General features: G+C 56.7%; 14 protein-coding genes. 7 read left to right on the forward strand and 7 right to left on the reverse strand.

The features are described from left to right. Nucleotides 1-18: 18 nt before the first annotated feature. Nucleotides 19-1,473: an aldehyde dehydrogenase family protein gene (locus tag ACODSP_RS14925; RefSeq protein ID WP_488966358.1), complete on the reverse strand. Its 1,455-nt coding sequence runs from the start codon at nt 1,471-1,473 to the stop codon at nt 19-21. A 116-nt stretch (nt 1,474-1,589) separates the two neighbouring features. Here ACODSP_RS14925 and ACODSP_RS14930 point away from each other — a divergent pair, with 116 nt between their 5' ends. Continuing rightward, a complete protein-coding gene (locus ACODSP_RS14930) occupies nt 1,590-2,540 on the forward strand; it encodes a LysR family transcriptional regulator (protein ID WP_488966359.1) in 951 nt (316 codons plus the stop codon). Here ACODSP_RS14930 and ACODSP_RS14935 read toward each other — a convergent pair. Genes ACODSP_RS14935 through ACODSP_RS14960 form a run of 6 tightly spaced genes read right to left on the reverse strand, consistent with a single transcriptional unit; the run spans nt 2,537 to nt 13,799 of the window. After that, entirely contained in the window at nt 2,537-4,240 is a 1,704-nt protein-coding gene (locus ACODSP_RS14935; protein ID WP_488966360.1) for a hypothetical protein, read from the reverse strand. The two genes, ACODSP_RS14930 and ACODSP_RS14935, sit on opposite strands and share 4 nt — an antisense overlap. Then, complete coding sequence (locus tag ACODSP_RS14940) at nt 4,237-7,179, reverse strand: Hsp70 family protein (protein ID WP_488966361.1); 2,943 nt, start codon at nt 7,177-7,179, stop codon at nt 4,237-4,239. The genes ACODSP_RS14935 and ACODSP_RS14940 overlap by 4 nt, the downstream gene beginning before the upstream one ends. A gap of 10 nt (nt 7,180-7,189) precedes the next feature. After that, nucleotides 7,190-10,354 carry a tubulin-like doman-containing protein gene (locus ACODSP_RS14945; RefSeq protein ID WP_488966362.1) on the reverse strand — a complete coding sequence of 1,055 codons (3,165 nt, stop codon included), beginning with the start codon at nt 10,352-10,354 and terminating at the stop codon, nt 7,190-7,192. A gap of 22 nt (nt 10,355-10,376) precedes the next feature. After that, a complete protein-coding gene (locus ACODSP_RS14950; protein ID WP_488966363.1) occupies nt 10,377-10,871 on the reverse strand; it encodes a hypothetical protein in 495 nt (164 codons plus the stop codon). 13 nt (nt 10,872-10,884) lie between these two features. After that, nucleotides 10,885-12,555: a hypothetical protein gene (locus tag ACODSP_RS14955; RefSeq protein WP_488966364.1), complete on the reverse strand. Its 1,671-nt coding sequence runs from the start codon at nt 12,553-12,555 to the stop codon at nt 10,885-10,887. Beyond that, nucleotides 12,555-13,799 (reverse strand): hypothetical protein, encoded by a 1,245-nt coding sequence (locus tag ACODSP_RS14960; RefSeq protein WP_488966365.1) that lies wholly within the window; start codon nt 13,797-13,799, stop codon nt 12,555-12,557. The genes ACODSP_RS14955 and ACODSP_RS14960 overlap by 1 nt, the downstream gene beginning before the upstream one ends. Before the next feature lie 335 nt (nt 13,800-14,134). Between ACODSP_RS14960 and ACODSP_RS14965 the strand changes: the two genes are divergently transcribed. From ACODSP_RS14965 to ACODSP_RS14990, 6 genes are all read left to right on the forward strand, one after another. Further along, nucleotides 14,135-16,021 (forward strand): hypothetical protein, encoded by a 1,887-nt coding sequence (locus ACODSP_RS14965; RefSeq protein ID WP_488966366.1) that lies wholly within the window; start codon nt 14,135-14,137, stop codon nt 16,019-16,021. Continuing rightward, on the forward strand, nt 16,021-17,001 hold the full coding sequence (locus tag ACODSP_RS14970) for an OmpA/MotB family protein (protein WP_488966367.1): 981 nt from the start codon (nt 16,021-16,023) through the stop codon (nt 16,999-17,001). The genes ACODSP_RS14965 and ACODSP_RS14970 overlap by 1 nt, the downstream gene beginning before the upstream one ends. A gap of 937 nt (nt 17,002-17,938) precedes the next feature. After that, a complete protein-coding gene (locus tag ACODSP_RS14975) occupies nt 17,939-18,607 on the forward strand; it encodes a hypothetical protein (protein ID WP_488966368.1) in 669 nt (222 codons plus the stop codon). Beyond that, complete coding sequence (locus ACODSP_RS14980; protein ID WP_488966369.1) at nt 18,585-19,976, forward strand: hypothetical protein; 1,392 nt, start codon at nt 18,585-18,587, stop codon at nt 19,974-19,976. Before ACODSP_RS14975 ends, ACODSP_RS14980 begins: the two co-directional genes overlap by 23 nt. After that, nucleotides 19,973-20,911, forward strand: a complete 939-nt coding sequence (locus ACODSP_RS14985) for a hypothetical protein (RefSeq protein ID WP_488966370.1) — start codon at nt 19,973-19,975, stop codon at nt 20,909-20,911. Before ACODSP_RS14980 ends, ACODSP_RS14985 begins: the two co-directional genes overlap by 4 nt. Before the next feature lie 305 nt (nt 20,912-21,216). Beyond that, nucleotides 21,217-22,254, forward strand: coding sequence for an NAD(P)H-binding protein (locus ACODSP_RS14990; protein ID WP_488966371.1), 1,038 nt, complete (start codon nt 21,217-21,219; stop codon nt 22,252-22,254). Nucleotides 22,255-22,449 lie beyond the last annotated feature (195 nt).

Here is a 22,449-nt window from a genome sequence, read left to right on the forward strand (position 1 = left end):
TGGACTTAATGCCGCCATTCATTGCGGGAAATAGCCCAGGACCGCCTTGGTCTCCAGATACTCCTCCATGCCGAACGCTCCATATTCCCGGCCATTACCGGACTGTTTGTAGCCACCGAAGGCGGCATGGGCGTCCCAGGCGGGATGGTTGATATGGACCTGCCCGGCCCGTATTTGCGACGCGACCCGCCGGGCACGGTCAAGATCGGCGGACTGCACATGCGAACCCAGGCCGTAAACCGTATCGTTGGCGATGCTCACCGCCTCCTCCTCATCGGCATAGGGGATCAGGCAAAGGACCGGGCCGAATATCTCGTCCTGGGCGATACGCATGTCCGACCGCACCTGGGAGAAGATGGTCGGTCGCACGAAATATCCCTGTTTCAGGCCTTCGGGCCGCCCCGGCCCGCCGCAGACAAGCTTCGCCCCTTCCGCCATACCGATGGTGATCATGGCCTGTACCTTGTCGAACTGCGCTGGGGTGGAGACGGGCCCCAGCACCGTCCCCTCTTGCATCGGATCACCCACCGTCATGGCAGCAGCGGCCTTCGCCGCCAGTTCCTCAACCTGCGCCAACCGGCTGGCCGGCACCAGCATGCGGGTGGGGGCGCTGCAGGACTGCCCGACATTGCGGAAGGCCGATGCCACACCCAACGGCACGACACGCTCGAAATCGGCATCATCCAGCAGGATGTTGGGCGATTTGCCGCCCAGTTCCTGTGTGACACGCTTCACGGTCGGGGCCGCCGCCTGTGCCACCAGAATGCCGGCACGCGTCGATCCCGTGATCGAGATCATGTCCACATCCGGGTGTGCGGCCAGCGGGGCGCCCACCTGTGGGCCGGTGCCATGGACAAGGTTGAAAACACCCGGCGGGGTCCCGGCATCATGCATGATTTGGGCAAATAACTGGGCGCTGAGCGGCGACATCTCGCTGGGCTTCAACACGATCCTGCAGCCCGCCGCGATGGCCGGGGCGACCTTGGCCGTGACCTGATATAGGGGCCAGTTCCACGGTGTGATCAGTCCGCAGACGCCAATGGCCTCCTTGATGATCGCCGTCGTTCCCTGCCGGCGGATGAACTCATAGGTCCCCAGCACATCAATGGCGGCACGTACATGCGCGATGCCAAAGGGAACCTGCGAGGCCCGTGAAAAGCTGATTGCCGCCCCCATTTCGGTGCTGATCGCCTGGGCCAGCTCCTCCGCCCGCTTCTCCATCAGCGCCAGGATCCTGCCCAGCAGCGCCGCACGCTCTGCCACCGGACTGACGGAGAATGCGGGAAAGGCGGCACGCGCTGCGGCGACGGCAAGATCGACGTCATCGGCGTGACCGGAGGTGACCAGGCCGATCTCCTTCTGGGTTGCCGGATTGATGACCGGCAACGCATTCCCGGCTTTGGACGAAGCCGTCCAGCGTCCCCCGATGTAATGCTGATCGCAGACCATAAACGCCATAATCCACCTTTTCATGCCAATGCCGGCAAACGGAAGCACTGGTTCCGGAGGCATTGCGTCAACCAGAGGATCATGCAAAAACATGAACTCCGCAATTAACTATCACTTCATGTTTGATTAAGGCCGATCTTATGATCTCCACCGAGGATCTGACCTTCTTCGCCATGATCGCCGCCTCCCCATCTTTGGCGGAGGCGGCGCGGCGGTTGAATGTCACCGCACCGGCGGTGACCCAGCGGCTGCGCGCCCTGGAACTGCGCGTCGGGGTCAATCTGGTCGACCGCACCTCGCGCGGACTGAACCTCACCGACGAGGGCGAGTTGCTTGCGTCGGAGGGGCGGGCAATCATCGAGGCGATGGATGATCTTTCCGAACGCCTCGCCCGGCGAACGACGCAGGTTCGGGGGCATTTGCGGATTGCGGCCCCCCACGGCTTTGGTCGGCGATATGTCGCCCCCATCGTGCAGGCGTTCGCACAGCAGCACCCTGCCGCCACCGTCACACTCGAATTATCGGACAGCCCGATACGGCAGATGTCGGAAAGCTGGGATATCGTGGTCCATATCGGCGCCTTGCCGGAAAGTGACCGGCTGGTGACAACCCTTGCCCCCAATCGCCGCTTGCTTTGCGCGGCACCGGACTATCTGGCAAACCACCCGCCCATTGAAAGGCCGGAGGATCTTGGCCTGCACCGCTGTCTGGCCCTGCGCGAAAATAATGAAGATGTCACGCTGTGGCGATTTACGCACCCGACGCTGGGCGGTGCGACGGTGCGGATCAACCCCACCATGTCGACCAATGATGGCGAGGTCATTCGTGACTGGGCTCTATCAGGGGCCGGCATCATCGTGAGAAGTGAGTGGGATGTGGCCAGGGACCTTGCAACGGAAAGGCTGCATCGGGTTCTCCCCGAATGGTCCCTGCCCCCCGCCGACGTAGTCGCCCTGGTGCATGCGCGCCGGGGCCGCAGCAGCCGCGCCAACGTCTTCCTTCAATCGCTTCGGGAGGCATTGGCCTCGCCCCCCTGGGCCCCCCCGCACAATCACGACGGCGAACCAACCATGGAAATGACACACATTTAATGCGTGATATTTACTTTTGCCTTCAACCTTACAGTTTGATCTGGCCCCATCAAGCCGGGCCTTACCACTTCCAGGATGCGTTGAGCACGGCCACCTTGCGCGTGATATTGAACAGGCTCGTGTAAATTCTCATCCATCATGCTGCCCAGTTCGGGAAGGATAAGCAACCATCGCCGCGAAAGGCGTGTCATCTCAACACCAATTCGTTCGTACCGATCCCAGGCTTGACCGGTTGTCAGCAACTGACGGGTCAGCCAATCAAGCAGGGCATTATCATCGGTAACACTTTCAAGGGCCAAGCCAACCTCTCGCGACAGGCCAAGTTTACTCACGATTTCAGCGAACTGATTCTTGTCTCCCTCCAGGAGATTTGGCTTCGTCAGCTGTCGGCTTGTACGCTGTACCGTCGTGCGGGGCGCCGCTGGCACTCTGCTTTCTGGCACTTTTTCAGGCACAGAGAGTTGCTTCCTCTCTTTAATTTCTGCCCAAAGCGCCGTGACGTCCACACTGGAACTCTCCAAGACGGCCACCCGGTCACGCAAGACCCTCTGCGCGTTATTAACCTCTTCTATATGAACCAGAAGCGGCTCAATCTTCGAATAGAGATCATGAAGCTTCGCTTCAAGAACATCAACTCTCCTATACATGTGTTTATATTCCCCATCCTCAGAGACGCCCTCTTCTGACATAACAAATTCTGAAGTTTCGGAATTCCCTCCAGAGTGACTTTTTTGAACAAAATTCGGATTTATAGCTTGATGCTTATTTTCAATAATTTTTCGACTATTTATAATATAAACCAATGTCGATGCAAATATCACGACAATGAAAAATACTATTGCTGAAATTATTGCGGTATTTTTACCTTCTTCACTACCATCAAAACTTTTATTATCATTGTTATTTAGTGAAATATGATTGCCATCATTGTTTTTCTCGTTATTTTTAATAATTTCGTTATCATCCACCTTGTTATTGTTTTGATTTAATATTATTGACCTGACATCATTTGAGAGCTTCTCAAGCAAATCATTGATCTCAGGTTTCTGTTTAATGACAGAGCGATCTATACCGAACACCGGCTCCGCTCCATCGATTAACCACGCCCCGAACTCGTTCGGCGTCTGAACGGTTGGTGGCGCACCGAGGCCATGCCTCATAATATTGAAGTATCTAGTAGCATCTCCGCCCCCAGATATCAGCGCACCAATCCGCCAGAGTTCCGGGCCGAATTCATCACTCGACTTCTCAACCCCCTCCAATCCACAGATAAGATTCAATAAATCACGAGATGTTTTCCCATTACTCAACCATGGAGACAAGTAATCTTTTAAATCAACAAGAGGAATTGGCTGATTAAATCCAGAATCAAAAACCTCATCACTCATAAGATGGTTTTTCATTTTGTTAGGGTCGTTACCTGACACCACCTCAAGCGTGATTGCAATAGGGCCATATATTTTTTTATCTCTTAACATAGGGGCCATAATAATAGTATACTTTCCTGCCGGCCAGATATTCGAACTTTTCCTGCAGACGGAAGACGCTTTTCCATTGGGCCCAAGGTAACGCCCATACACCAGCGCCTCAGTGGAATTTGCCTGCACAGGGTTAGCGACAAGCAGCGCCCACGCTACGGCTAGGCTGGCCACAGTCAGACGGGCAATCTGCGCAAGGTCGACATATGCTGTCAGCTTCATGGCCCTCTTCCCTCATGCGCCGCCCCTTCCGGTGGGGGCTGGTAGCCCGCAGGCAACAAGCTAAGTGTGGTGCTGAACAGGATTCCCCCGCTTGTCGCGGCCATCTGGGCATCCTTCGCACGAACGATGCTGATCGTCAGGTCGCGCCCCGTCGAAGGCTCCACGCGAACGAAGCGCGGGGGCCCGCTGGTATCGGCCAGCACAATGTCCAACTCAAAATCCGGTCGAAAGCTACTGGCGGCAAGTTCACCGCTTTCAAACATTGAGATACCCAGGATCAGCCGGAACTCATCGTCCCAGGACAACGGCAAGGAAGCCACCACAACCGTCTTCGGCAAGCCCTGGCACAAGACAATGAATTGCGGATGTCCGGTATCAGGATCAAGGTCACCCTGGAAGCCAAACCATGTTGACAAGCCGGAACTGAAACGGATGCCCGGTGCATTGTTCAGGCTACGCGCCAGGAACAGGGCGCCCAGGCTGGTAATGGGCTTCAACATTCCGTCATCCATGCGGAAGCGCGGCTGTTCCGTTTCCCAGAGGCGCTTCACTTGAGCATCCAGCAATGGCCCCATAAGCGCAAACATGGAACCGCGACCGGTCATGATGATGTAGTTGGCTTCGCGCTCACCGTTGGCAGCCAAGGCACTGGCCGCGTCCTGGACCAGCCGCCGAGCCACGGCAACGGGACCGGATACGAAACTATGGAGGAAAGCGGTAATGTTCAGGCTTACCCCCCCTTCGCCCCAGGCGAACTGATGCACATTTCCCGACCGGTCGCGTAGTTCTACCGGGGGAAGACGGGTGTTGCTGATCACTGACGCAGCCATCTGTTCGATCAGCGGCTGGTTCGCTTCCGATTCCAAATTGTCGAGATCTAGGGGTGCAGCCAATGCCGGATTGGCTTGCAGGGCCCAGACCATCTTCGCCAGGTTCCGACCATTGTCTCCTCCCAGCCGGTCTATGTAGCCTCCCGGTGACGGGTCCCAAGGGGGATGGATGGGAACGTTGATCTCCAGGATTCCACGCTGCATCATCGCCAAACGCAGCGATGGCATCAGAGCCTGCGTCAACAGGCGAGAAATGATGTTGCCGGAGATATCGTTTGAGCCATCCGTGAATACCTCCCTGCTATTGATCGACGCTAGGTTTTCGATGGACACCAGGAAGGCGGAGACATCGGTGCTGCCACCACCCATGTCGAAGGTCACCAATCCGAAGCGCCCCTTGCTGACGCCTGCCAAGGGAATATCGTCGCGCAGGGCACGCTTTGACAGGGCGGACAGGCTTTGTATGGGCAGAGCCAGGCATGCAGGTGGCCAGCTTTCGGAAACCAGTGTCGGCTGCCGACTGATATTCAGCATGCGGACAGACATCCCCGCCAACCGGAAAGCCTCAAGAAGGGCGGTGACCTGAGAGGGACTGAATCGGGATGGAACGGTGATGTACACCTCACGAATCCCTGCCCCTATCTCGATCCGTTCCTCCGCCCTTTGGCGAACGGCGCGCAGATAATCGGCGGCCACCTCCAGCATATGACAAACCGTTCCGTCTGGACGCACAACCTCACCGGCCTCCGTCAGGCGCCATTTCAGGCCCTCAATGATCAGTGTTCGCTGATCCGCGGTCGCTTCAGGCATACGGGCTTGCCGACCGATCAGGGTCCGCAGACTGCCATTGGCATCCACCGTGTAGGCGATGACCGTTGGCAAGAACTCCCCTTCCTCTTCTAGTCGCAGTATCGCGGGCTCTGGGCCGGCATCGCGGCGGCGGATGGCCATGGCCGTCTCGGTTGTACCGAAATCGATGGCGACATTGCCGTCGAGGACTTGTGCAGGTCGCACTGATACAACAACCAATTGCTGAACAGCGGGCAATCCATCGGCCAATACTGCGGTCAGCGTTCCCTGATATTCCACCGGTGTCGATGACAGTACTGGCAAAGTCAGGGCAACATGCCGTCGTTCTCCGGCCACAAGCACCAAACCCTGTTCAGGCAGGTTGGCCCGAAACTCCATGCGACCTGTCACTTCTGCCCCCCCAAGGGGCGCCGGCGCGCGCAGCGCCATTGTCAGGGACATAATGCGGCCTGACTGCCCGCCGACATTGGCAACGCCGATGAAGGCCAAGCCGGGCCGATCCACCTGCAGCCGCCAGCGTTCCAGCACCTTCACCTCGATGCTGGCGGCCGTTCTGACAGACAAACGCAGATTGAGACGCGTCGGCTGCTCCTGTTCATCAAGTGATATTCGCAATGTGACATTCACGCCCGCCGGCGTAGCCATGATCCGCGACCACAATTCAGCCGCTAGCGGCAGATCGAAATATGTCAGCCGGTTGGGCCGCAGGATAAGGGGCTCCTGGTTTTGGTCATCAGCCAGGATGGTCGTGCCGGCTCCCTGATTGTCATCAACCAGAACGATGCCACGCAGCCGCCCCACCTGTCCTTTGAGCAGTCGTAACGGCACTTTGACCGACATGTCCTCCATACTGCTGATAGTCAGCATATCAAGAACAATGCTGTCTTCTTCCAACCCCACCACCGCCCGGGTCAACCCGAACCCCAATGTGGCCAGCACAAGCTCCTGACCGGCATTGGTGGGCTGAAAGCGCAGCTCAGCCACGGTCGGGTTGGCGCCCGCGCGCGGCTTCCAGCTGCCCTTCCAGACATCGCCCTGCATGGCCAGTGCTTCGGATGGAAGCTGCTCGGTCCAGAGTTCGCGCCCTCCTTCGGTGACAACCCTGACCTTGCCGCCACCGGTGGGGATGCGACCGGTGTTGCGCAGCTCTACGGCCACAGCCGCGATGGGGCGTTCCTTGTAATGCAGGGCATTGCCGACGGTGGCCTTCACCTGGATGTAGGAGCGACCGCACCCGCCGCAGAAGCGGTCGCGTGGATGGAATTCCCAGTCATGGCAGTCAGGACAGATCAACAACATCTCTCCCGTCCTATCTTGCCGCCAGACAATAGATGCCGCTGTTGCTTGGCTGTTCGACGGCCCAGTCACCGATGCGCTCGACCTGCTGTCGGGCCAGTTCGACAAGATCCGGATCGCTGCGCTCAAGCTGTTCGGCCAGCCGCTCCAGCACGGACGCGATCGAACTGTTACCCAAGGACTTGTGCCGGGCATGATAGCGCAGCAAGGCCAGCCAGCGGGCGCGTTCAGTGTCGTTCATCTGTCGGATGCGGCGGTCCGTATCGTTCTGAATATTGCGACGCAACCCTTCCGACCCTGCTTCCTGCAGCCGGCGCAACGCCAGTTTCAAGGCACCAAGGTTAATGGGGTCGTTCATCACGCTGGTCCGGTCGATATAGAAAAGCTCCATCCGCTGTGTGCCGCCGGTACGCTGGGTCCGGTCCACTCGGATGACATTCGCCAGGATCGCCGTGCCGACGAGATGCAGGGCATCAATGTAGCGGACCGCGTCCTCGGCGTTGCGCACCAGGATGTCCTGGAACTTCTCGTAGTCCACATCAATATGCAGCGCCAGGCCATTACGCAGGCTGGTGTAGTAGGAAAGGTCCCGGTACCGGTCCAACTCCGGCGTTACTGCCAGTGGAACACCTGCCATTTCACTCGCAACGTAAACACAGTCGGGCCGGTTATCCACAACGGGCAGCGGAAGAGTCGAGTTATTCTCCATCCGCTTCAAGAAGTTCTTGCGTGCCACCTCGGGACTGGTGGGACAGATACCCAGGCTTATATTCAGTTTCCTGTGTGCCAGCGTTTTGTCTTCCATGACGTGATGACGCGGTGCATTAAGCCATGGCATACCATTGTTCAGCAGCCGCTGTAGCATCGATGAATACTCCTGCCCATCGGCGGAGTATTTGCGTGAGAAGCGGTCAATTGCATCCACAGTCCTTTCGTCAAGGTGTGGCGTCGCCCGCCGTGCAAAGGTCAGCAGCAGCTCACTGGCTTTACCGGAGCCGTCGCGCTGCAACAGCTCACGCATCTCCCACAATCCTCCCCCTGCATCAGCGGCTTCCTCGAAGAAACGACTGGAGAGATCGACCAGAGCGGCTGCGTCGAGAGGCTTGTTCTCCCTCGTAACATAGAAATCCCGAAGGTCGCTCTCTTCCAACAGACTGATATTAATCGGAGAATCTGGTAGCTGACGTAAAGAATCCACATGATTGCCAAGCATTGGAGCCAAATCTTCAATCAAGATCTGCTCCAAGTTGCTCAGTTGTTTCACAAGACCTGTTTCAACCAGTATCTCCTTTCCGGAGATATCCTGCGTAACAGTCCCGCGTCCAATCAGATCCGATAGCCGACCGCATAGATCAATTGCCGCCTCGCAGAGTTGTGCGCGCAGTTCCTGCAGAAGATAATCTGCGCTCAGGTCAATAATGACATCGACAACCGTCTTGCGCGTAAAGCGACCGCGAATCCCATTCAGCCAGTTTAACCGTTTCGCGATCTCCTGCCTGCGTCGTTCCGACTGAAGACGGGTGCGTTGCACCTGCGTCACAAGCACCTGCCGACCGGCTTCCAATGTCACGAACAGCCGTCGTAACAGCTCACGCGTCAAAGTGAACCGCTGACCAGGAGAATTGACCATGGCACCGACGATCCGGTCCAACTCCTCACTGATCTGGCTGAACATATCCTCCAGCCCCTGATCCAGGATCAGGCGGGTCAATACGCCCCATTTTTTCCGGTCAGGATTGGTTTTGTCCAGTTGGTCGCGGAGCATCTCGGTCTGCAACCATTCCGTCAACCGTGACCCAATGTCGGGATTGGCGGCGGATCGCAGGAATTCCTCCCGGCGGCGTTCCACGGACTGACGCAGCAGTTGCTCAAGCGATGCTCCGCCTGTTCCGCGCCCCAGTTCACGTACGAAAAGGCCCGCACGCCCGCCCCCTGCCTGCTCGCGCATCATCAGCCTGGGATGGTAGTCGCTGGCGATCAAGTTATCGAAATTCGAAGGAACACCGGCGGGCTCGACCCAATGTTTGACCATATCCTGGGCCAGCCGATGACGAACCAGGGCGGCAACGCGTTGGATCGGTACATGCAACTTGGACAGACCGATGCTGCCATAACGGCAGCTGAACTCCTCAGTCACGGTGAAGCCCTCGACGGCACCGTGATAGGGTAAGCTGACGACGTTGGCCAAGCTGTCCTGAAGGTTAGACCGCTTGCTGGCCCAGTCCTGGGCCATCGCCTCGGAGCGACCGCCATATTCGACAAACAGACATTCCGCCAGCATGTCGCAAAGAGCGGTCTTCTGGTCCACCCGCAACTCGCCCGCCGGACTGTCGGGCTTGTTCCCGACCAGATAGGCCATTTCAAAGACCGGACCGCGCAACGTTTGCCGGGACTGGTATTGATCAAGTGTCCACTGCACCGGGAACAGGTGGCTAGCCGCACCCTCGCCCGTATCCTTGGCGTAATTGTAATGCTCCAGTTCCATCAGCGCGGCGTAGGAGTTACCGAATATCTTATGGTTGTATTCACGTGTGAAAACGGATGGCAGCACAATGATGCCACGTATCGTGATGTTGGGATCAAGGTACTTCAGCGCAAATGCCATATCGAGGAACATGCCGCTTCCAGTGCCGCCGGCGACCGACATGACCAGCCATGCATCTGTGCGCGAAGCGTCCACCTGGATGCCATGATCACGCAGCGTCTCCATGTGGCGAGCACTGTTGCGAATATCGTCGAGGGTGGTTTGCAGCGCCTGACGAATACGCGGATAGTGCTTGAAGAAAGCCAGCCGACCGAACATGCGAATCTGGGCCGCGCCGTCTGAAATCTCACCATGTTTCTCCAGCGAGGGATCAAGCCAGGAGAAGATATTTGGATAGCTTTTCTGTTGGGAAAAATAGTTGCGCAGATCCGACTTGGTCAGTTCGACCATAACGGATTCCCGCGCCTGGAAATTGACCTGTTCGTAGAACCAGTTCAGCGCGTTGCCATCCAACGTGCGATTGCGTGTATCGGTATCCACCCAGAGATGGCCAATATGGCCAAGGGTAGGCGCGCCGTAATGGTCGAAGAACATACGACGCAACTGCAAAAGCACTTGTTTTCCGGTACCACCCAGACCAATCAGCAGGGTCGGGTGCTGGGTGATTACACGCTTGTTGTTGTCAGTCGCCATGGTGAAAGCTCCGTCGGCATGGTCAGAGGATGCCGCCGGCCAGCGAGCCGACGATGAGCACGAGCAGAATCAACAGAACCGCCGCCCAAGTGACGATGACGACGCGGCTGACAATGAACACCAACGCCGTCACACTGAGCAGTGCAGCAGAAAGAACAAACCACCCCATACCGAAGCCCAGCCACGGCAGAAGCAGCGGTATCGCGCTGACAGCGAAAAGAGCCCACAACCAAAGAGCAGCCGACAAATGTGATGGATGGACCCCCTTCTGAACGGTCCCCTTCAACAACATCCGGTAGATCGCATAAGCTGCCAATGGCGTACCCAGCAGGATTATGGCCAGGATTACGACATCCGAATTGTCGGGCATCGAAACAGTGAAATCGAACAGCCGGTGGGTCCCGCTCACTGTCTGCGCCGATGCCTGTCCAGTTACCAGCAGACTGGCCGCTAGGCATGGCCGCCGCAATATGGCCGCCAGCATTCTCAGGTGGCATAACTTTAGTCCCATCGTCATTCAACCACCTCGTTCAGTAGAATCCGTCGTCGTCTTCCGGCGTCGGATCGGACACAGGTTCCAGAAAGAAACTGTAGAAGGACGGCAAAGCAGCGTCGTCCGCCGGCATGCTAACCTCGATCGCCCCGCCGCCCGATGGCAGCAGCCTCCCTGTTCGCAACTGACCATTGGCGCTCACCAAGATGCCGACAGGCAGCCAACGCGCAGTGATGCCGCAGCGCTGATCGCTGCTCACCATGTAGGCGGGAGCAAACAGGGACGGAGCCAATAACTGTTCCTGGTTGGCATCATTGCGACCGAGGAAGGCACGCGGCCGTGACAGTTGGAGCAGGACCCAGACTGCCCCTGCCAGCGCCAATGCCCCCAATACGATCCCCAGCAACAGAGGGCGCAGGGGATAACGGACATGCATTTCCACATCGATAGTCAGGGCATCCTGCGTCAATGCGTCGGTGCGCACGGAACCTCGAACCAGCTCTGTCAATCGGTAGATACGCGATTGGATCGCCCGTTCCGGCTGGCGCAGATCGTTAGGTGGCCCATCATAGCTCCAACCAACAGACAGTCCGTCTACAAGCCAAAGCTTGTTGCGTTCCACGCTGTAGCGGATGTTCAGCTTGCCCTTGACCGTTGTTTCATTCGCCATGGCCAGCTGCAACATGTCCGGATAGGACAGGTCGATGACATGGAAGGGCTGTACAGAGAAATCGATGCGGAACTTACGGCCTTCGGGGCCAAGGTCGCTCTGTGTCGGTGTCACCGCTGCCTTGATCAGCCCCTCATTAACCAGTTTGGTGTGGCCATCCAGCGATAGCCGCGCGTCAACTTGCGCATCCTTCAGAACGAAATTCTCGCCAGGCCGCACAGTGGCATCGAAACCGAAAGCAATCGTGTCACCAACCCCAAAATCGCGAATTTCCAAACGGGTTTTACCATCCGTATCTGTAAGCAAGCGTACGGTGGCGCGTTCTTGCTTGACCAGATCCAGGATCACCTGACTGGTAGAACCCGCAATGTCGAACGGCGTGATGGGCAGCCACACATGCTCCACTCCCCGTCCGGGTTCTGCCCGCAAGTTCTGAAGAATGCTGCGCGCCGATGCCTCCAAGGCCAGGACAGAGTCCCTGACAGTCGCGTTGTCATCCGCAGCCTTCACCAAAAGATAAACGGCAAGTGCCCTTTGCCCCTGATAATCAGCAGCACCAGCGTCAACCGGAGAATAAATTCTCCCATTGAAAGGTAGGCGCAACGGGACCAACACCAGATGGGCAACAGAGCCCGATTGAAGTTCCCGCTCCCATTCCAACTGACTGGAACTGGAACGCGCATTGCGGCTGTCGGCGACATTATCCGTCACGATGATAGCGGACTGCCCCGGCTTAGCGATACCCATCCAGGACTTGATTGCCTGCCCCAGATCCGTTACCTGTGCATCCAACGGGAGGGATTTAAGATCAAAGTTAACTCGTCGAAGATTTTCATCGAATACAAAGCGACGACCAGATGTTTTGTCTAGCGCCGAGACGAACGAAATCCATGTATTACTGAAACGAAAACCGTCCATAGATCCAGAATTGTCAATCAGTACATCGAATTCAGGTTTGACGACAACTTCCTGTTGGGCGGTCGCGCCGCCAGTTAACAGCAATACCACCATCAGCAACCCGGCTAGAAGCCGCCGCATCACTCCAGCCCCCCTGTTTCAGACGCCACCGGCAACTCAAACATGCGAACCCGCATGCCCTCTTTTGTTTCGGTTGCATAGACCACACGGTTTCCCACCAGAAGAGGCGGGAAGTTGCTCTTTACCGAGCCGGACAGATGCCGCTGAACCTCAGGCCCTTGTGAGGCAGTGTCCTGCTTCCACAAAGACAGGGTGGCCTCGCGGCCGGTATTGGCCGCGCTAATCCCGGACAAGCCCGACATAGTCAGGATTTGATCTCCAATACGCAGCGGAGGGACTGGCCTGACATCAATGTCCCGGATACGCCAGGCCGTGGTACCATCAGGCAGCAGACATTCAATCTGCCTCTCGTCACCGAGAATCAGCCCGCCCGTCGCTGTATCGATGGCACTGAACGAACTGCGCCCATTGATTTTGGCAAGCAAATTTGGGCGCCCGTCCGGTACAAGCGGAAGACAGGCAACACCGTGGCTTTCCACTATCGTGGGCAAGTAAAGGTGAGCCGCAGGCTTGGCCCCACCCACCTGCCGTGCGCCCAGGTGACTCAGTCGGTGGTGATTCAGTCGTTCACGCATAGTATCTGGCAACAGCGTCCCATCGGGAACGGTCAATACCGTATCCGGCGCTCCCGCTGGGTTATCATGCCAATGGAGAATGGTGACGCCGTCGGTCAGCCAGAACCCCCCACCCTCTATTACCCCCATGGCAATTCCCGCTGTGGGGTTGAGGGCGGCGGTCAGGAGTGGCCCTTGCTGCCATCTCTCCAATCCAAACCCGCGAACCAACGAAACCCGTCCCGACTGACGCAGTGCGACAACAAACCGACCGCTGCAATCAACAACATGACCCACCACCTCGTGCTGGTCAGGCATTGGCACCTCAACCAACGCACCCCCGCGCCGCAGGCTTGGCGAACAGTAGAGCTTGACAGCCGTCGCCCCCTTGGCTGCGAGCAGGAAACCGCCCCCCCCAACAGCGGGGGCGGCCAACCAAGTATCTGGGGCGGGCAACTCGCCCAGCATCGGAACGCGCGCGCCTCCCTGGCCATGGGCAAGGATGTGAGATTCGATCAGATATAGAGTATGGGTGCGACTGTTGATCCGGTTCACGACGACAAGGACACCCGCGTCCAAGGGATACCAAGCCAGGGCCTGCTCATCCCCCCCCAAACCCAGCAGCCGCTCCAGAAGGCGAGGTTCTCCACCTTCCAACGCCATAACATTTTCACGCAGATCGGCGGGCATTGGCGGAAGAACCACGCAAACATTCTTCAACGGCAGTCCGCAAGCCTGGCAGTAGCGGGCAGCCTGCCGACTTCGCGTACCACAGATCGTGCAAACTCGGGAATGGCCGCCACATTGCCTGCAGCGATTACCGGCGCCAGCCGTCGACTGGAATTTATGGTCTTCCTCATGCACGAATGGGCACGGCTCACCGCTCACAAACACCATCCAATTGTTCTTACGACACCATATTCAAATTGCTAGCATACATCGTTTGATTATCACATAATATTTTGAGATACATACTGCGAATGATGGAGGAAAATACAAGTTTAATCGAATAACTGTAAATACATATGGATAAGAATAATCTTGAATTCTTTTGGTTATATGAGAATTCACTTGCAGGAAACGGGGCATCGGGAATGGTTCAAATCGAACAGGACGATCATCAGGTTGACTTCAACCTCTTTGATGAACAAGCGTACGAGAAAACCAACAGGTATCAAGTTCACATACGAAGAAATCGCTCCGTGCTGTATGCCAGCATGGCCACATTCTTATGGATTTTTATTTCATATACACTCTTCAATCAAAATACCGACACACCAACAACGTCGTCGGACGTTAGCAGTGTAGATTCCCCATCCGCTACAACAGAAAAGACAAAAGATGGAGTGCAGGGAAAATCACCCACAGAAACAATGAAGACAGAAAATAATTCAAAAAATGACAATGGAAAATACATTAATGCCGCAGACAAAAATATAGATACACCTAAATCATCCAACACAAGCTTCTTTTCTACACATATAGTGTTCGCAATTGTTATAATTATTGTATTTATTCTTTCCTTCATTGTAGCAAGAGACATGAAAAAACATCGAGGGTGTATCCGCTGGCTGATGAGCATCCGTCACTCGACATTTCGGAATCCAAGTCGCGAGTCAGCCCTTCACTTAGTTGAGAGCCTTGAGGGCAAGAAGGAAATTACCGCTGTTCCCTTGGTGGCGTATCAGATTCAGGCACTCGTGAACGCCTGTAAGTGCCACTTGAACGACGCTGATTCGTTCAGTCGCGCATTGACTGATATGCCGCGGGTCACCGGCCAACCGCGGCGCGACCGTTCCGTTCAGCAATTGCTGGTCAATCTTCTGCTCGCCGTTGGGATTATCGGCACTTTCTATGGCCTCATTCAGTTTCTCTCCAATGAGCAATTCCAGTTGGTCCTGTCCAACCCGACATCAATCACCGAGGTGAGTCTGGTTTCGATCGCTACCAGCTTCCAGATAGCATTTGGGACATCTCTGCTGGCCTATGGGGTGCACTCGGGTGGCCGCTTCATGGTGGATATCCTGGAAGAGGATATGGAGGCCACCTGGTCCATCTATCATGAACAACTGCTGCTGCCCCTCATTCACGCATTTCCGCTTCGCACCGCCGAGACACGGCTGAACTGGGACAGAGCGACGCGAGACTCGCTGCGCGACATGGCCACCGCCATCTCGACGGCCAGCAACGAAATACGGCAGACCCGCAGCGAGTTCCAGAAAGGGTTCGCGACCTTGGGTGAACAGGCCTCGTCGCTGACCAAAGCCGCCAATGCGACCGCATTGGCGGCAACCGCCGCTGGCGAAGCCGCAACCAGGGTGGCGAACAGCGCACAAGCCATCACCACGGAGAGCAAGGCAACCGGGGGCATCGTCAAGGAAGGTGCTGATATTTTCCGAACTGCGGCGACGGATCTGACAGGGATTGTCGACAAGATGGCGGGCACTCTTACTGGTGCCCGGGAAGAGCTGGAGAAGGCATCTGCCGCCCTTGACCAATCCGCCCTTAAAGCAGGCGAAGCCCTGGCCAGCAATCTGGTTAAGGCAGGGCAGTCTATGCAGAACACGATGACAGCGTCCACCGTACAATTGTCCGAAGCCACGGAGAATTTAAAGAGCGCCACGCAGACGGCCGGCAAAAGCTTCGAGACGATGCGTGAAACCCTGGATTCAATCGCCAGCCTGGCAGTCGCCCTGAATCAGTCGACCAGTCAGTCTGGCAGTCAGATTCGTGATGCTGTGACCTCCATCCGCGAGGACATGCGTAATGGTCTGATTGAAGAGAAAGCGCTGATCGAAACACTGAACAACAGTTTAGCCAATCAAGATCAAGTGCTGCGCGACGTTTGCGAATCTCTCGAAAAGTTCCGCGAACTGGTCAATGTTGCCATGAACCACGCAAGGGTTCCGTGATGGGCCGCCATATCTCAAACTCTGGTGAAATCGCATTCGCCGATGTCTCCATGGCCATCTTCGGCCCAGTTCTGCTGCTATTCGTCATATATATGATTAAGGCGATGGTCGGCGGCGGAGATGAGCACAACCTCTGCAAGATCGCGGCGCCAGAAGCAATGCCTGGGTTGGCTCAGGAGTTGAGCACCTGGAAACACATGGAAGAGAGGCAACAGAAGCAAGATCGGGAAAGGTTGGAGAGACTCTGTCCGCGTGAGTTGAAACAACAGAAACTGACGAAATCCGATGCTTCTCCGCCCCCCATCGCTCTGTTCTGTCCATCAGATCAGAACCGTGTTGCACAGTCGGTCGGGATGGAAATTGGATCTCTGCGTGATCTCGCGGGCCAGCGGCTTGACACTCTTAAAATGCTGGCGCGTTGCACTGCTGATGTCACGATACCGGGTCCCAGCGAAGTCCAGGTGTATTTCAAATTTGGCACCTCGCATCCGGTACAGAGCAAAACCGATCAAAGGGAACTAACAGACGAGGAATTCCAAGTCAGCATGGATGGACAGGCCGCCAGAATTAAGACGGCGATAAAAAATTCACCTGAATATAACCGGATAGAATTCATCGGCCACACGGATAGTACAAGAGTAAGAACAGACCGTGACTGCGTCTGTAAAGTCGAAGACACGCAATGCCAATGCTTTAAGGACAATTATGACCTGTCCTACCAGCGGGCAAAGCGGGTCATGCTGGCCGTACGTAGCTTTCTTGAACGGGACGAGAAAATCAAGGAGCGGCTCAATTCGCAGGGCACGGACCGATTGCGGCTGGTCGCGATCGGTTTGGCAGACGATGAACAAAAGCAACGCCCCCCGCCCGATGGGGTCACAGAATCCGATACTGAGAAAAGGGATCGCGACGCAAAGAATCGTCGGATTGAGATCGGCTATCTCAAGGATGAGCGCCTGCAGAAGGAAACCGAACAGTGACGGTACCTGCGCGGATGGGCTGGACCTTTCCCGGTGGCTTCGTCACCGTCGGGCATCTTGGGGATCATGAACTCCCCGCCCATGGTCGGGTGGCACGGGCCTTTCAATTGGGGGGAGCGCGGCACCCCGAGCATCCGCTCGTAGATCTCGGCGTATTTCGCCGATTATGTGCAGCGGGATTATGGGATGCGGCGATGCGGCGGCGCCCCGGTCAACTGCGTGACCCACAGCAGCTACTCAAGCTTCTACCGACCGGGGCCAATGATGCGACAGCGCTTATAGGTTTGACCAAAGCAGAAGCGGTTGCCATTGCCGGCGCCTCAGGGGGGCGGCTGCCAGATGAGACCGAGATGGACCGGCTGCTCCGAGCCAATAAGGACGTCTTCAACCGTTTACCGAGCGGAATACCGCTCTGGACGGCGTCTCTCTGGTCGGATTGGAGCTATCGACTGGTGGTTCCGGACCAACATGCCTCTGGCTGGCGGGCATTGCCAGGCAGGCGCCTGCCAGATTTGCGGGCTAATGCCCCGGCCTGCCTGTTCATCGTTGGCTCTCCGGTACTGCGAAGGCCGGCAGCAACCGACCAGACCGCCGGTTGCGTCGTTATCCGCGATTGGGAGGGGTGAAGCGATTGTCAAGAAAACACACCACGCGTCCAAAGTGCTCCGTCTGCCTGAGCACCTATGCGCCTGAGGTCTTGCAATGGCGCTGCCCGAAAGTCTGTGCTTCGCAAGGCAAGTGGCATAACCATGCAGATCCTTACGTGGCCAGCGATAGTGCGTCGCTGATCCGGTGCCCAGATTGCCGTCGGAACCTGCTTTCCGAAGCCAAAGTCGCTGGGTGCGGACACCCGCAGATGCAACCTGTGGAGACCGAGCACCGACAACACCGGCATGTCGTGCTTCTTGGCCTGGATCCACATCATCGGGGATGGCGGATGGAGGACAGACAGGCGATCACCAGATTGATAGCCTGCCTGACCCATGATGAGCCGGCTTACGCACCGGGGCAGATGGAAACCTGGCTGCACTGGCGGCAGGCCCGACCTGATCTGGGGTGGATTTCATTGAAGGATCGCCGCCCTATGCTCATGGCGCGGCGGTCAGTTGCCGGCGAACGGCAGCTGTGTCTTCTGCATATATGGACCATTGACGATCCACCGGATGAGGAGTGCGAGCACCGGGCGGTGTTGGGCCAACGGCTGGCGATGGCTGATGCCGTGGTCGTTCTGGTACCGGCTCGTGTTCTGCTCGATCAGCATGGCGACAGCAATGACGGGTGGATAGAGGCGCTGGAAAGGCTTGCCCGCGATATACAAGATGGCGCGGCACTGTTTCTGTGCCTGACGGGGGCAGAGGCGCTGCTGTCCTTGCTGGATCCTTCGCCGGCAGTCGTTGCTGCCCACCTGCCCACACCGGCGGCACGGTCAAGATGGCTTGAGCATTGCGCCAGATTTGATCGCCTTGTCGGACTACGGGCCCGATTCCGCTCTGTGCATTCGCTGATGATCGCCAGTCAGCACTTCGATGGTCTGACGGATCTGTCCACCTGGACGTCATGGGCTATTAAGGGGGAGAGTTTACATGTTGGCGGAAGCGCAACCTGACAGATTGGCCGCTGAGCATTGCCTGACGACGTTCAAGCATGTTCGCACCCTGATCTGGCGCCTGCATTGTCTGATCTTCTTCCGCAACCCGCCGCCTAAGCCAGAATCACCGACAATGGCGGAACGCGACCTATTTCTGCTGAATGTTCCCGCCAATATACGTGAACTGAGTGCGTCTCGCTGGGCGATCTTTCTACTCACTTTCTCTTCCGCATTGGCGGTCGCCGAAGACTCTAAAGGCGCCGGCTTCTGGATGCAATTCATTGACGCCATCAGCAGTACGAGCGTTGAAATATCTCTATTTATTTTGGGGATTTTCCGATCAATTGCCTTTATCCGTAACACGTCATTGATTTTTATTCAGCTACTTTTTACCATTATAGCTGCTTTGGTTACAAAGTTATTACAGATTCCGCATGAGCCAATCGCTCTTTTATTTATCATTTTCGCCCTTATGTCGATCACCTTCTGGATCTCCGCATGGACAATCGAGAAGCGATGCCTATCGCCCACCGGTACCTTCTATTGGCTTGCGATACGACTTGTCTATGTATCGGAGTACTGCATGATCATGCTTACAATCCCTTTGTTCCTCTGGCTGAACAAATTGGCTGGAGCAATAGATAGTAGCACGGATAAGTCAAAACGCTGCTGTACCCCTGGGTGTCCTATGTATCAGTGGGAACTGGGACGGCAGTGCAAGCCATGCGAACAGGACGGGATCACTTCCTATGTGCGCGTAGATCGCGCCATTGACCGGCCCTATGTCAGCGTCTGCCCGATCTGTTGCAGCAGTCATCACATCTGGCATGCCGGGAAGATGAAAGAGACACTGCACCTCAGAAGGACAGAGTGTATCTGGTCGGATCAGGGCTGTACCCAGGATGAGGGGCACAAAGCCATCCAGATTGTCGGAATTGGCGGCGTCGATACTACACCTGTACTGCGATGGATCGTTGAACAGGTGACAGAGGTCAAGGATTGGAAACGACCAGAAAAATGGCCGTACAGATTACCCCTTAAAATGGCAGGCCTGGCCACAACGCGGCGCGTCATGCTGACCGTGTATGAATATAACAGTACCCAGACTTTGCTTCATGAAGACATTCCTGTGCTGTTGGTGATGCCCAAACCTGGACTTCTCCAGGATTTTCCCAGTACCCCAATCAATATCGCTCTGGATGGCTTGGTCTTTGCCAGTAAGCGGCCCTTTATCTGGATATGGTGGCCAGACACCTATGGCCCCCTGCTTGGAACAGACAGGGTTGGTGTTGTCACCAATGCGATAGAGCTGAGCCGGGTGCTGGACATACGGAGTATGACCACCGCTGTCAGAACAGAGCGCAAGCTTGTGGAGGTCATGAAATGACCCAGATATCCAATGGTAGACGGGTAGTCCGCGAGAATGGATTACTGGATGGGCTTTACGTAAAATGGCGGCGCCAGGGCGATGATTTGGGCTTGATGTTACTTGATTTTGCCGATCATCCGCGGCGTACAACCCTCATTTCCGTCGGTGACCAGTCCTTGATCGATGAGCCAAGGATAGAGATCGACCATACGTTGGATCTGATGCTGAGCTACTATGGTAAGCTGGCTCATGATGAGGCTTGGCTCACCATACTGGGAGCTGAAATGCTGCCCATTCCCCTTTTGTATTCCCGTCGGGAAGACCTGTTGGAGCTGCTGACACGGCTGCATGGCCCTTTACGCACCCATTACGGACCCTGGTGGAGTGTAACGCAGGCGGCAGCCGATGTGCTGAAAGCAAGAGCGGGGTGGATTATGCGGCACATAGTGTGGTGGGCTGCCGATGATCAAGCCCAGCCGACACCATGGGGGTGGCAAGATGCACCCGGCAACGAGTTGAACGCGTCAGAAGCCCCTCGTGGACAAAGGCTGGGCGGAGAGAGAGGGTGGCGGGCTGGCCTGTGTCAGGAATTCCGAGGGCTGCCAGTACCTCGCCCCCAGGAACGCATGGTCATCACGCTTGATACCCCCCGTGCCGCGGATATCCAACTCACGGACGAAATCAAGAAAGCAGGCGGGACCATTGAATCATGGGCAACAGGTACACGCATCGTGCTTCCAGGCTGGAACCTGCAAATGATGCGCCCCGTGATCCGTCTTGCCTACCTGCCGAACGCTGTCGATGTGGAGGCAACAACATTGGACAGGGTCACGCGCCTGCTGCCGCTGGTCGATCCGTCGGGGCTCTGGTCAGGTTTGTCAGGGCCACCCACAAGAGTTAGCGCACAGACGGCCGCGCAAATGCAAAAGCCAACGGCTCGGCGCAAACGCTGAACAAATGGGTTGATTGGGCAGAGGGCGAAGGTGCCCGACGGGCAGCCACCTCCACTGATACTATCTGGTCTGGCAAACAACACGGTCCGGGCGCCACTCGCGGTGGTCAGTTGTGCAAGAGCCAGATGGCCATGCCACCGAACCCGGCAACGCTGACCAGAAACAGCAGGTGACATACACGCTTCATAGCAATCATTCTGGCGTTGAGAGTCCTTTAAGATGAAACTCATCCGGTATCCCTGGGTGGGATTGCTCCCTTGCCCATTCCGGTCTTGAACGGATGATGTAAACAATGTCTGGCAGACATGACTGATCAACCGCCCCATCCCCGGCCCGTTCCGCCCCCTGCCGCGCAGGCCAAGCGGGTGTTCATGCTCGGCGCGACCGGCACGATCGGCCAAGCAACGGTCCGGGCTCTGGTGGCACGCGGGCATGAGGTCATCTGCTTCATCCGACCGCGCGCCGGTGTCGGCGGAAGGCTGACGCCAGAGGACAGCGCCTTCCTGCTGCCGGGTGCCCGCTTGCGCTATGGTGACGTGACGGACCCCGCGTCTCTCAAGCGTGACGGGTTCCATGGCGAGCGCTTTGATGCTCTGGTTTCTTGCCTCGCTTCCCGCACGGGCACGCCGAAAGACGCCTGGGCTATCGATCATCAGGCGCATCTGAACGCGCTCGTCACAGCAAAGGAGGCCGGTGTTTCCCAGATGGTTCTGCTCTCTGCCATCTGCGTGCAGAAGCCGCTTCTGGCTTTCCAGCAGGCAAAGCTGGCTTTCGAAACGGCATTGATCGAATCCGGGCTCTCTTATTCCATCGTGCGCGCTACGGCATTCTTCAAATCGCTCTCCGGCCAGATCGAGCGGGTGAAAAGCGGCAAGCCCTATCTGATGTTCGGCGATGGGATGATCACCGCCTGTAAACCGATCAGCGATGAAGATCTTGGGGCCTTTCTTGCCGAATGTCTCGACGATCCGGTGTGCCAGAACCGTATCCTGCCGATCGGTGGCCCTGGCCCCGCCTTAACGCCAAAGCAGCAGGGCGAGATGCTGTTCGCACTCCTGAAACGCCCACCCCGTTTCAGTCGCGTGCCGGTGGGCCTGCTTGATGCCATCATCGCCGGGCTGGCCTTCGCGGGACGGTTCTCACCCACCCTCGCGGACAAGGCGGAACTTGCCCGGATCGGACGCTATTACGCTACTCAATCAATGCTGGTTCTTGATCCCGCTACCGGATGCTACGACGAAGCCGCAACGCCTTCGACGGGGAAAGATACCCTGGTCGAGTTCTACGCACGCGTCATCTGCGGACAGGAGCGCGCCGAACGGGGCGATCACACCGTGTTCTGACAAACGACCTTTGTCCTGATCTACGTGATGACCTGGGTGTGACGAGGCTCATTCGAAATGGAGCATATCAGCCTCCCCGGCGACGGTCGGGGGCCAAGGGCCCATCAGCTCAACCTTCTACCCGCCCCTCCTTCCTTACGGAGACCATCAAATCAAGAGGAGCCGGAATTTACCGATAATTATATGTCATATTCA

It is taken from the genome of Niveispirillum sp. FG156 (assembly GCF_057809555.1).

Excerpts from the sequence above, each read along its gene's own strand:
- ACODSP_RS14950 (WP_488966363.1), bottom strand. The coding sequence starts at position 10,871 with ATGACGATGGGACTAAAGTTATGCCACCTGAGAATGCTGGCGGCCATA.
- ACODSP_RS14985 (WP_488966370.1), top strand. The coding sequence starts at position 19,973 with ATGACCCAGATATCCAATGGTAGACGGGTAGTCCGCGAGAATGGATTA.
- ACODSP_RS14975 (WP_488966368.1), top strand. The coding sequence starts at position 17,939 with ATGGAGGACAGACAGGCGATCACCAGATTGATAGCCTGCCTGACCCAT.
- ACODSP_RS14925 (WP_488966358.1), bottom strand. The coding sequence starts at position 1,473 with ATGAAAAGGTGGATTATGGCGTTTATGGTCTGCGATCAGCATTACATC.
- ACODSP_RS14980 (WP_488966369.1), top strand. The coding sequence starts at position 18,585 with ATGTTGGCGGAAGCGCAACCTGACAGATTGGCCGCTGAGCATTGCCTG.
- ACODSP_RS14960 (WP_488966365.1), bottom strand. The coding sequence starts at position 13,799 with ATGCCCGCCGATCTGCGTGAAAATGTTATGGCGTTGGAAGGTGGAGAA.
- ACODSP_RS14930 (WP_488966359.1), top strand. The coding sequence starts at position 1,590 with ATGATCTCCACCGAGGATCTGACCTTCTTCGCCATGATCGCCGCCTCC.
- ACODSP_RS14955 (WP_488966364.1), bottom strand. The coding sequence starts at position 12,555 with ATGCGGCGGCTTCTAGCCGGGTTGCTGATGGTGGTATTGCTGTTAACT.
- ACODSP_RS14965 (WP_488966366.1), top strand. The coding sequence starts at position 14,135 with ATGGATAAGAATAATCTTGAATTCTTTTGGTTATATGAGAATTCACTT.
- ACODSP_RS14990 (WP_488966371.1), top strand. The coding sequence starts at position 21,217 with ATGACTGATCAACCGCCCCATCCCCGGCCCGTTCCGCCCCCTGCCGCG.
- ACODSP_RS14945 (WP_488966362.1), bottom strand. The coding sequence starts at position 10,354 with ATGGCGACTGACAACAACAAGCGTGTAATCACCCAGCACCCGACCCTG.
- ACODSP_RS14940 (WP_488966361.1), bottom strand. The coding sequence starts at position 7,179 with ATGTTGTTGATCTGTCCTGACTGCCATGACTGGGAATTCCATCCACGC.
- ACODSP_RS14970 (WP_488966367.1), top strand. The coding sequence starts at position 16,021 with ATGGGCCGCCATATCTCAAACTCTGGTGAAATCGCATTCGCCGATGTC.
- ACODSP_RS14935 (WP_488966360.1), bottom strand. The coding sequence starts at position 4,240 with ATGAAGCTGACAGCATATGTCGACCTTGCGCAGATTGCCCGTCTGACT.